The sequence below is a fragment of the Niabella pedocola genome (assembly GCF_021044425.1).
Classification (GTDB): Bacteria; Bacteroidota; Bacteroidia; order Chitinophagales; family Chitinophagaceae; genus Niabella; species Niabella pedocola.
On sequence record NZ_JAJNEC010000002.1, the window covers coordinates 43276 to 55718 of the forward strand.

General features: G+C 46.8%; 5 protein-coding genes. All 5 read left to right on the plus strand.

The window, feature by feature from the left end; all coding sequences use genetic code 11:
- Window positions 1–78: 78 nt before the first annotated feature.
- Window positions 79–2475, plus strand: a complete 2397-nt coding sequence (locus LQ567_RS01085; protein ID WP_231002243.1) for an ABC transporter permease — start codon at window positions 79–81, stop codon at window positions 2473–2475.
- A gap of 140 nt (window positions 2476–2615) precedes the next feature.
- A complete protein-coding gene (locus LQ567_RS01090) occupies window positions 2616–4919 on the plus strand; it encodes an ABC transporter permease (protein ID WP_231002244.1) in 2304 nt (767 codons plus the stop codon).
- Between the two features lie 157 nt (window positions 4920–5076).
- Window positions 5077–7494: an ABC transporter permease gene (locus LQ567_RS01095; protein ID WP_231002245.1), complete on the plus strand. Its 2418-nt coding sequence runs from the start codon at window positions 5077–5079 to the stop codon at window positions 7492–7494.
- A gap of 97 nt (window positions 7495–7591) precedes the next feature.
- On the plus strand, window positions 7592–9976 hold the full coding sequence (locus LQ567_RS01100; RefSeq protein WP_231002246.1) for an ABC transporter permease: 2385 nt from the start codon (window positions 7592–7594) through the stop codon (window positions 9974–9976).
- 75 nt (window positions 9977–10051) lie between these two features.
- The gene (locus LQ567_RS01105; protein ID WP_231002247.1) at window positions 10052–12439 is read left to right on the plus strand and encodes an ABC transporter permease; all 2388 of its coding nucleotides are present in this window, start codon (window positions 10052–10054) and stop codon (window positions 12437–12439) included.
- The last annotated feature ends 4 nt before the right edge of the window (window positions 12440–12443 follow it).

Below are 12443 nucleotides of genomic sequence, written 5' to 3' on the forward strand. Positions count from 1 at the left end.
TAGAAATTATTAGGTAGAGATATGATCTGACAGCTGAAAACGTATCCCGATCGTTATCGGGACCCAAATCTGAAAAGAATGATGAACGACTATATCAAAACCGCCTGGCGGAACCTGGGAAAAAGAAAGCTTTTTTCGGTTATCAATATCGTAGGGCTGGCATTGGGTCTTGCATTTGCCGGCATTATCGGTATTTATGTGTATGAAAATCTTCAGGTGGATCGTACACAGCCTTCAAATTTGTACCGCGTTATTACTGCATATAATTCAAAAACGGAAAGCAACAAAACCTCGGGTGTGGGCCGTGCCCTAATTCCAGCCATCCGGCAGGAAATACCCGAAGCGGAATATGTAGTGCCTGTGAGACCGTTCCGAACGGCTTCCATCAAAATAAAAAATGAACATTTTTATGATCGGACGATTTTAGCCGGGGAATATTTTTTTCAGGCATTTAACTTCCCGCTTTTAAAAGGCAATCCAATAACCGTTTTACAAGGACCTAATGCAGCAGTGCTTACAGAAACTACTGCAAAAAAGTATTTTGGTACTTCGGACGCGGTGGGTAAAATATTGTATATAAATGATACCCTGGCATTTACGGTTACCGGTGTTGCAAAAGATTTTTCTTCCTCGCATATTAACTGGAATATATTGCTTTCGTTCAGCACATTTGAGGGCACGACTTTTGATATGTCGCGCTGGTTTACATGGGATATGACTTGCTATGTGACATTGAAAAAAAATGTTACTGTAAAAGACGCGGAAAACAAAATTGCCGCCTTGCCCATGGCTAGAAATGGGGAAGAATACAGGAGTTTTGGTCATCAGGTAAAACAGGAATTGGAACCGGTGCGTGATATTTATCTGTACTCTCCGCTGCCCGGACTTTATATGCCAAAGGGAAACCTGAAAGAGTTGTATATTTTTTCGGGAATAGGGATCGCATTGTTGCTGCTGGCTTGTATCAATTTTATTAACCTTACTACCGCATACCAGTCAGACAGGGGTAAGGAGGTGGGCGTGCGGAAAACGATGGGGGCGTCAACCGGCTCCCTGGTTGGCCAGTTTATGGTAGAAACATTGGTTATTGTGCTCGTTGCGGCATTGCTTGCTACCGGTATTGTTGCAGTGCTGCTGCCGTTTGTGGAACATATTTCCGAAATGAACCTTTCCTTATCGGTGTTCAGGCAACCGGTGATTATCGCAGGCACCATTCTACTCATTGTGATTACAACGCTGCTGGCGGGTATGTATCCTTCCTCGGTTTTGGCAAAGCTCCAACCAACGGATTCTATGAAAGGACTGAAGAGAATGGGTAAAGGAAACTTTCGTTTGAGGAGAATATTGGTGGTGTTTCAGTTTGTGGTATCACTTATATTGGTTATGGGTACTTTGGTTGCTATGCGCCAGTTGCGGTTTATGCAGGAGAAAGATCTGGGATTTAATAAAGAGGGAATCATCGTATTGGATATAAGTAAAGTGCCCAAAAAATATCTGGTAGACCATTATGAAAGTATCAAAAACCAGTTGAAGGAATATCCGGGTATAAAATCGATTTCAGGGTCAGCGGGTATGCCCGGGCGGTTTGGCTGGGATGGTCAAACAGTAATGCCGGAAGGCTTTACACAGGAGGAAAGTCTTACAATGGAAGTGATCCCTTCTGACCAGGAGTATACAAAAACACTGGGCATTACCCTGAAGGCGGGCAGGGATTTCTCGAAAGCGTTTTCTACAGATGCCACAAATGGAGTATTACTGAATGAGGAAGCCTGTCGTGCAATAGGATGGACACCGGCTGAAGCAATTGGAAAACGGATAAGTTCATCCGGTTCAGGCCTGGATTCCGGCAGCGTGATTGGCGTAATGGCCGATTATCATCAGCATGGACTACAAACGAAAATAAGCCCGATTGTTATCTTTAACGGGAACAAATACACCTACAACTTTTTAGCAGTAAAATTGCAAACTAAAAATATACAGGAGGCGGTTCACAACGTTGAAAAATTCTGGAAAGCAAAATTTCCCGGTTATACGTTAGATTGGTTTGCGCTTAATGATGACCTGAACCGTCAATACAAATCGGAAGCCAATTTAGCAAGTGTGGTTAAGCTATTTGCCCTGTTAACCATTTTTATTGCTGCGCTGGGGTTGTTAGGGATAACATTATTCACCGTTTTACAACGGACAAAAGAAATAGGCATTCGCAAAGTGTTAGGGGCAAAACTGCAGGATATTATCACGCTTGTTGGAAAAGAATTTTTGCTGCTGGTAATCGTGGCATTACTAATAGCTGTGCCTTTAGCCTGGTGGGCAATGAATGATTGGCTGCGAAATTTTTCATATCGCACTTCCATCAATTCGTGGCTGTTTGTAATAACCGGAGCAGGAGCACTGCTGGTAACATTTGCAATTGTTGGTATAATTACCATCCGTGCAGCCCGGGCAAATCCGGTGAAGTCATTACGAACGGAGTAAAGTGTGGAAAGCAGTAAACAACAGTATAAATACGATAAGATTTAGGAAAAGCGGAAATTTATCGAAATCTCAACTCAAAAGAAATGATCAAAAATTACATCAAAACCGCCTGGCGGAATTTAGTCCGCAACAAAGGGTTTATGTTCGTTAATTTAATGGGGCTTTCTATTGGGATCTCTGCAACCCTTATGATCCTGCTATGGGTGAACGATGAACTAACCTACGACCGTTTTCAAAAGCACTACGATAACATTCACACGGTGATCGCAAACCGTGATTTTAAGAACCGTGTGTTTACGGATTATAATATGGTGTTGCCCCTGGCCCGTGAATTACAGCATGCAGATCCGCAGATAAGGAACGCTACGGTTACCACCCAGAATTATGACCTGTTGTTGCACGTAAATGATACCAAAATACGGAAGGGAGGAATGACGGTGGGGGATCGTTTTTTTGATATTTTTTCCTGGAAATTCCTGGCAGGCAATGCCACAGGCGCGCTCAATGATCCTTCGTCGATAGTGCTAACGGTATCGGCAGCTAAAGCATTATTTGGCAACGAAGATCCGGTGAATAAAACCATCCGGATCATCGAGGAAAAACGGGATGTGAAGGTTACGGCGATACTGGCAGATCCCCCGGGTAATTCCGAATTTCAGTTCGATTTTCTGCGGCCGTTCAACTATAATGATCCGGACACCAAAGCAATGATGGGCAACTGGGAGGGATCCAGCTGGCGGGTATATGTTCAAACGGCGCCCGGTGCAGATATGAAGCGGGTGGATGCCACGATTAACCGGGTGAAAAAACAACATGACCCCAATGATAAGATCAGTACTTATTTCACTTTCCCGATGAAGCGCTGGCATCTGTACAATGATTTTAAGGACGGCAAAAATGTGGGCGGCATGATTGAATATGTGCGCCTGTTTATGATCGTTGCGGCAATAATTTTGCTGATCGCCTGTGTAAACTTTATGAATCTTTCTACGGCGCGTTCCGAAAAACGGTCGAAGGAAGTAGGGATCCGCAAAACGCTTGGGGCCGGAAAACTGAAACTGGTGTTGCAGTTCTTTTCGGAATCCATGATGCTGGTATTGATCGCCTTTCTTGTTTCGGTGGGTATTGTACTGTTGCTGTTGCCTTATTTTAACCAGCTGGTGAATAAAAAACTGACGCTGGATTTTGGCCAGCCGTTGTTCTGGTTGGGAAGCCTGGCCATCATCCTGGTAACCGGTATCCTTGCCGGTAGTTATCCGGCCTTGTATCTTTCTTCGTTCCGGCCGGTAAAGGTATTGAAGGGCGTTTTTGTGTCTGGCGGTAAAACAGCGTTACCCCGTCATATACTTGTGGTATTCCAGTTTATGATCTCCATCCTGCTGATTTCGGCAACGATTATCGTATACCAGCAGATCCAGCATATAAAAGACCGGAAAACCGGTTATGATGCCCGCAACCTGCTGATGATTACCGGAACGGAGGAAACGGAAAAAAACTTTAATGTGATCAAACAGGAATTGCTGCAAAGCAGGGTGGTTACCGCGGTTACCCGCTCCAGTTCTCCCATTACACAGGTATGGTGGAAATCCGGTGCGCCGGACTGGAACGGAAAGCCCGCCGGCCTGAACGTGGTCGTTTCCGGAATACGCACCGATGTGGACTTTGCAAAAACAATGGGCATCCGGCTGCTGCAGGGGCATGATTTTTCGGGTACGCCTGCCGATTCATCCTCCGTATTGCTCAACAAGGCAGCGGTGGAAGCCATGGGCCTCAAAGATCCCATCGGAATGGAGATGCGGTTTGGGAACAGAAAATACCAGGTAACCGGTATTACCGGCAACGTGGTGATGGAATCACCTTTTCAACCGGTGGATCCCATGCTTACCTTTTATAACCCTAATGCTACCGGTGTGATCAGCCTGCGTATTGCAGATGCCGTACCGTTAAAAAAGGCCCTGTCGGCGATTGAGGGGGTGTTTAAGAAATACAATCCGGCCTACCCGTTCGAATACCAGTTTGCGGATCAAGAGTTCGGACAGAAGTTTATAGGAGAGGAGCTCATCAGCAGGGTTACCAATATCTTCGCGGGTCTGGCGATCTTTATCTGTTGTATAGGGCTGGGAGGACTGGTAGCCTATACCGTGGAAAGGCGGTTCCGGGAAATCAGTATCCGCAAGGTGCTGGGTGCTACCATCCGCCAGGTATTATTGCTGATCGGGCGCGAGTTCCTGAAGCTGGTGCTGATCGCATTTGTAATTGCCGTGCCCCTGGCCTGGTGGCTGATGGATCACTGGCTTGAAAAATATACGTACCACATTCATATCAATATGCTGGTATTTGTAGCCGTAGGAGGACTGGTATTATTGCTGGCCCTGGTGGTGGTAGGTTTAAATACATTCCGGGCAGCGGTTACCAACCCGGTACGCACGTTACGGTCGGATTAAGAAATGTGAAGCGGCAATAGTACATGTTGAATAAGGTGTGATGAAATAAGACAACCGTCTCGAATCTGAAATCTCGAATCTCAAATCTGGTATCTCAAATCTCAAATCTGGTATCTCGAATCTCAAATCTCAAATCTGACATCTCAAACCCGAAAAAATGATCCGGAATTATATAAAAACAGCCTGGCGGAATATCGTTCAGAAAAAGACATTTTCTTTTATCAATATCACGGGGCTGGCCATTGGCATGGGAGCTGCGCTGCTGCTTTTTATCGTTGTGCGGTATGAGTTGAGTTATGACCGCACGCAACCGGATTATGAACGTATTTACCGGATTGTTACAGACGACCGTTTCTCGGATGGTACTACGCATAATCCCGGGGTGCCTGTACCCGCATTGGAGCATCTGCGCGCGCGGTTCCCCAACCTTTCCTTCGGCGCGATCAATGCCACCTATCAAAGTGCGGTGAACGTACCCGATGCAAACGGGAATGAAACTGCTTTTATTGAGAATACAGGTATTTTCTTTTGTGAGCCGCAGTTTTTTAACCTGTTCAGGAGCCGGTGGATCCATGGAAATGCATCGGTACTGGATGCCCCCAATACAGTAGTGTTAAGCAGTGCCACGGCGCGGAAATATTTTAAAACAGAAGCGAATAGCCTCGGGAAGACACTAAAGCTGGATCATCACATTCCATTAAAGGTGGCGGGTATAATAAGTGATCCGCCGGGAAATACCGATTTTCCGTTGCAGGTGCTGATATCCATGAAGACCATCAAACAGCACCCCGGCCAGTATTATTATAATGAAGACTGCTGGGGATGTGTATCCAGCAACTTCCAGGTATATGCCAAACTGCCTCCCGGCGTTTCGGAGGAAACCATAAACCGGCAGCTGGCACAGTTTAGTAAAGAACAATACAGCAGGGATAAGCGGGGCGCCAGCTCCAAAAAGATCAATACGCTTCAGCCACTTTCAGATCTGCATTTTAATCTTCAGTACGAAACGCTGGGCGATCATCGTACCTCCCGCACCACACTGGTTACGCTGTCGCTGATTGCGGTTTTTATTTTACTGATGGCCGGGATCAACTTTGTAAACCTGGCTACCGTGCAGGGCATTACAAGGGCAAAAGAAATGGGCGTGCGGAAAGTACTGGGTAGTGGCCGGAAACAGATCTTCTGGCAGATGATGGGCGAAACGGCACTATTGGTATTGATCGCCTTAATGGTAGCATTTTTGTTGGCCTGGATCGCATTGCCGCATATAAAACATATAGCTTCCATACAGGAAACGCTTACCTTGCTGAACGGCGCTAATATTGGATTGTTGCTGGCCATCGGGCTGCTGGTTGCCTTCCTGGCCGGGCTTTATCCCGCACTAGTTTTGTCCGGCTTTAAACCAGCTACGGTCTTCAATCAAAAAGTGATCACGCTGAAATCCGGCGGCGTTTCGGTGCGGAAAGTGCTCGTCGTATTCCAGTTTGCCGTTACACAGGTATTAATGGTAGGAACCATTGTGGCCGTTGCCCAGATGGGTTTTGTCCGGAAGATGGACCTGGGTTTTAACAAGGATGCCATCCTGCTGTTAAACAGCAGTACGGATAGCGTAAGCCTGGCAAGACAGGAGGCTTTTGCCGGCGCGCTCCGGAATGTACCCGGGGTACAGCAGTTGTCCTTTCAGTCGGATGCGCCCACCTCCGATAATAACTCTTCCACCAATTTTGCGTTTGACCACCGCCCCGACGAATCCTTCCAGGTATACCTGAAATTTGCAGACACGGCCTATCTTAAAACCTATCAGATGTCGTTATTGGCCGGTACCAATTATGCTGCCAGCGATACGGTAAAAGAGGGAGTCATTAATGAAACCCTGGCACGGATGCTGGGTGTAACAAATATGAAGGATGCCGTGGGTAAAAGCCTGAAAATAGGTAACAGCAGCTGGATACAGATCACCGGTGTGGTAAAGGATTTTAAAGCCAACTCATTGAAGCAGGAGGTAAAGCCTATGTTTATTTCCACCCAGAAGAAACTTTACGGGCAGATCGGTATTAAACTGCATGCAAACAATCTGAATGCCGCAAAGGACAATGTGGAAACCGTTTGGAAACAGTACTATCCGGAGTACGCCTATAATGCCGTTTTCCTGGATGAGGCCATTGAACGGTTCTACCAGCAGGATACACAGCTGTCGCTGCTGTATAAGATCTTTGCAGGGCTTGCAATGCTGATCGCATGTTTGGGCCTTTATGGATTGGTATCGTTTATGGTGGTGCAAAAAACAAAAGAAGTGGGTGTTCGCAAAGTATTGGGCGCCTCTACGGGCAGCCTGGTGTTGATGCTGTCGAAAGAGTTCTTTATATTGATCGGTATTTCCTTTTTACTGGCAGCACCGGCGGCCTGGTATATGATGCGGAACTGGCTGGATGACTTCGTATACCGCATTCCGCTGCATGCCGGCTTTTTTATTGCAGGTGTAGGCATCGCATTGATCATTGCCTTTGTGTCGGTGGCGTATAAGGCGTTCCGCGCGGCAATGGCGGATCCAGTGAAAAGCCTGAGAACGGAATGACGGCGGCAACAGGGGCAATTTTTGAAAGAGGACTTAGGCAGCATCATGTTTATATCAGGATGAATGAAACCGCTGCATTAACAATGTACCATTGACTATGTTTAAAAGTTATGTAAAAATAGCACTCCGTAATAGCTGGCGCGACCGATTTTACACGGGTTTGAACCTCCTGGGGCTGGCGGTTGCCATCGCTACTTTTTTGCTGATTATAAATTATGTTCGTTTTAAGCGGAGTTATGAAAGCCTCCATAAGCATGCAGACAATATATACCGGGTTACGCTGGATATGTACAAAGGCAGCGAATACATCGGTACCGATTGCGAAACCTATCCGCCAATAGGGCCGCTGCTGCAGCAAACCATGCCGGAAGTGACCGGCTATGTGCGTTTGCAGGACCTGGGAACTTTTGAATTGCAAAACGGCGACAGGTCCGTATTGGTGAACAAGACCTATGCTGCCGATGCTTCGCTGTTTTCTGTTTTCAGTTATGAATGTTTACGCGGCGGGTTATTTTCTGCGCCTGACCAGGTGGTGATAACGGCTGCGGTAGCGCAAAAACTTTTTGGTACCCTTGAGGTCGTAGGCAAACCGGTGCGTGTAAAAGACCGGCTGTTTACGATTGCCGGTGTAATGGCAGATGTTCCGGCTAACACGCATCTGAAATTTGAAATGCTGCTGCCTTTTGATTATATCAGGACCCTGGGATTTGACCCCGGCGGCTGGAACGGGAATAATAATTTTACCTACCTGTTAATGAAGCCCGGTGCGGATCTCCACCGTTTTAATGAAAAACTGCTTCAGTTTTCACGGTCCCGGTTAAAACGGGAAGTGTTAAAAGCAGAACCGGTAAAAGACATTCATCTCTATTCCAATAAATCCTTCGAACCGGAAGCAAACGGGAGCTATCTCATAGTGAATTTCCTGTTGGTGATTGCATGGTTGATCTTATTTATAGGGTTGGCGAATTATATAAATATAACGACCGCCCGTTTGGTAGAACGTTCAAAGGAAGTAAGTGTGCGCAAGGTAATGGGTTCATCCCGGTGGGCTCTTGTAAAACTGTTTTTTACGGAATCACTGATCATTAGCTTTGCGGCCTTTGTAGCAGCACTCTTGTTAGTGCGGGTATCGATGCCTGCATATAATGCCGTTACGGGAACGGTTGCCGGCGGATGGTTGTTTCGTACGGCTGATTTCTGGATACTTTCAGGTGTATTGTTTGTGTTGGTTTGCCTGTGTGCCGGGTTGTATCCCGCATTGCTGGCATCCGCCGTAAAAGTGGTTACGGTTACCCGGCGCACATTTACCAGCCTGGCAAAGGGTAACCGGTTGCGAAAGGCACTGGTATTGGGACAGTTTACTGCTGCACTGGCAGTGATCATGTGCGCTGCGATCATTTATCAGCAGATCCGTTTTGTAAGAAACCGTAACCTGGGTATGAATATGGAGCAGGTACTGGTGATAAAAGGGCCGCTGATGCCGGCAAATGATTCCCTGCAAAAAATTTCCGGGCTTCGATTCAAGAGCAGTTTACACCAGATCCCTGGTATAAAAACAGTGGCATTTTCTTCTTCCCTTCCCGGTGCAGATTATAATACCATGAATACACAGACCGATGTGCGGCGCCTGGCGGCGTCTCAAACCACCGGGTACAACTATTATCTCTACGGGGTGGATGAAGATTTTTTGCCGGCATTGAATATTGGTATGCTTGCCGGGCGTAATTTCTTTGCTTCACCGGTGCAGCAGAACGAAGTGGTGATCAACGAAGAGGCCTGCCGCCTGCTGGGGTTTGAAAATCCGGCGGCGGCTATCGGCGCAAAAATAAAAGTCAATTCCGGCCCCATTGATGTGGCTACCGTTATCGGTGTAAATCAAAATTACCGGCAGCAATCGCTGAAGCAGGCGCAGCAACCGCTTATCCTTTGGCATGAACAGGGGATTTATGGGTATTTTACCGTAAAAATAACGACCAGTAACGTGCATCCATTGCTGCAGGCGATCGCTGATAAATGGAAGGAGCATTTTTCAGGGCATACCATGGATTATTTTTTTATGGATGAAATGTACAACCGGCAATACCAGCAGGATATCCGTTTCGGAAAACTGGTCAATGTATTCTCGGTTATTACCCTGTTTATTGCATGTTTGAGTTTGTTGGGATTGTCGGCCCTGAACACTTCTATGCGCACAAAGGAAATCGGCATCCGGAAGGTGATGGGAGCCGGTTTTAGATCGATACTGGCACTGCTTGCTGTAGATTTTTTAAAGCTGGTGGTATTGGCGCTGGTGCTGGCCGTGCCGGTTACATTACTGGCCATGCATGCGTGGCTGCAGAACTTTTCCGACCGGATCGGTATACAGTGGTGGTTATTTCCGTTGATGGGGGCGTTGGTGCTGGGGATTGCGCTGATGACCATCCTGCTGCAGGCATTCCGGACCATTAAGAGAAACCCGATGGATGCGCTGCGAACGGAATGAAGCCGCCCGCGGCAGCCCGCCTGCATGGCGCTTTTGCCGGTGCGGTCATTAATTGATAACAGTAAAAGACAAACGATGCTCAAAAACTACTTTAAAACGGCCTGGCGGAATATATCCGGTAATAAATTTTATGCCGCCATTAATATCGGGGGCCTGACGATTGGTCTCGTGGTAGGTATTTTTTTATTGTTGTGGGTGCGGGATGAATTAAGCTTCGACCGGTTTCATAAAAATGAAAAAAACATTTACCGGATCGGGATAGAAGGAGGCACAGGTATCAGTAAACAGATCTTTACGAACATTATAGCCCCGGTGGCTTTTTTTGCAAAGAAGGAAATACCCGAGGTATTGGATGGTGTGCGCATTATGAATATCGGTGATGCCCCGTTTAAGTATCAGGACAAGGTATTTATAGAAAATAATTTTGCATTTACAGATCCTTCCTATTTTTCAATATTTGATTTCAACCTGATCCGGGGCGATCAACGAAATCCGTTTCCCGATATCAATTCGCTGGTGATTACCGAATCGACGGCCCGGCGTTATTTTGGAAATGAGGACCCCATCGGGAAGGTGGTGACCATGGGGCTGGACGAACAATGTAAGGTGACGGGTGTGATCCGGGATTACCCGGCTAACTCATCTTTTCGATACCATGTGCTGTTGCCCATCGCACGATTTAATGAACTCGGGTATGTGAAGAAACAAACCACTTATGATGGAAAAACAGTGGTTGCTTCGATGAACGCGGACTGGTCTTATTTTGGGTTTGCTACTTATCTCTTACTGCGGCCCGGAGCCAGCAGCGCCGCGGTTGAGAAAAAACTGCAGGCCATTCATGAACGCAATAAGCCGGAGGACAAGCCGGTTCCGTATATTGCTCAGTCACTTGGCAATATGCACCTGTATCATATGGACGGCGGCGACGGCGGAATTGATACCGTACGCATGTTTGCGATCGTGGCCATAATGATGCTGACGGTGGCCTGTATCAATTATGTGAACCTCTCAACGGCCCGTTCCATGCTGCGGGCAAAGGAAGTGGGCATGCGTAAAATTGTAGGTGCCCGCAGAGGGCAATTATTCATACAATTCATCATCGAAACCATTTTGATGTTTTTGATTGCCAGTACCCTGGCCATTTTCCTCATATACCTGCTATTACCGTATTTTAACCAGCTTGCGGGCAAGGAACTGGTATTCAGCCTTTCGGATCCCGGCATAGCGCAATGGATATTGCTGGTTTTACTCGGTACGCTTGTTGCCGCCTGTATATACCCCGCCTTGTTGCTCTCTTCCTTTAAACCGTTGCATGTACTTAGGGGAACGATTACTGCCACTATTGGAAAAACCACCTTTAGAAGGGTATTGGTCGTGGTGCAGTTTTCCGTATCCATCGTCCTCATTATCGGCACTCTGATCATCGGAAAGCAGCTTAGCTATATCCGGAATAAAAACCTGGGCTACGACAAAGCACATATATTTTCGTTTGGTATGAGGCCAGATATGCAGCAGCACGTGGAGGCCGTTAAGCAGGAACTGCTAAAGCAAAAATCGATACTGGCAGTGGCGGCTGTAGGCAGAGATATGGTGGATGGGGGTTCTGCTACAGGCGATAATGACTGGGATGGGAAGCCGGCCAATTCAAATACCTGGTTCAGCCAGATATTTGCCGATGCGCATACCATTGATTTTTTTAAGATGAAAGTTGTTGCCGGTAAGAATTTTACCGGTTCGGTTGCAGACAGCACGCATTTCCTGATCAACGAAACGGCCATGCGGGAAATGGGATTGAAGGATGTTATCGGAAAGCGGCTTCGCATTCAAACGGTTAACGGAACGATCATCGGCGTGGTAAAGGATTTTCATTTTTCGTCGGTGCATGAAAAGATAGAACCCGCCGTTTTTCAGTTTAAGCCGGCAAACTGTTGGCAACTGTATATAAAAACAACCGGGGCCGATGCCGCAAACGCAATTGCTGCGGCACAGGCTGTCTGGAAACAGTATAATAATGACATACCCTTCCGGTATGCGTTTTTAGACGAAAGTTATAATAAACTTTATTTGAAAGAAGAACAGCAGGAAATGATCTTTACATTGTTTGCCGCCGTTGCGGTGTTTATTTCCTGTCTTGGATTATTGGGCCTGGCGGCTTATACGGCACAGGTAAAAACCAAAGAAATCGGTATCCGGAAGGTATTGGGTGCCGGCGCTGTTGAAATTGTACGATTGCTGGCTACAGAATTTGTGCTCCTGGTAATTGCCGCCAATATTATTGCAATACCCGTTGCCTGGTATGTGATGCATGAGTGGTTAAACGGTTTTGCCTACAGAACGGTAATGCCGCCCGGTGTTTTTGTTTATGCCGGTATATCCGCGGCGCTGGTGGCGCTGGCAACCATCAGTTATCATGCATTAAAATCGGCGGTGTCCAATCCTGTAAAAGCACTGCGAACAGAATAAAAAA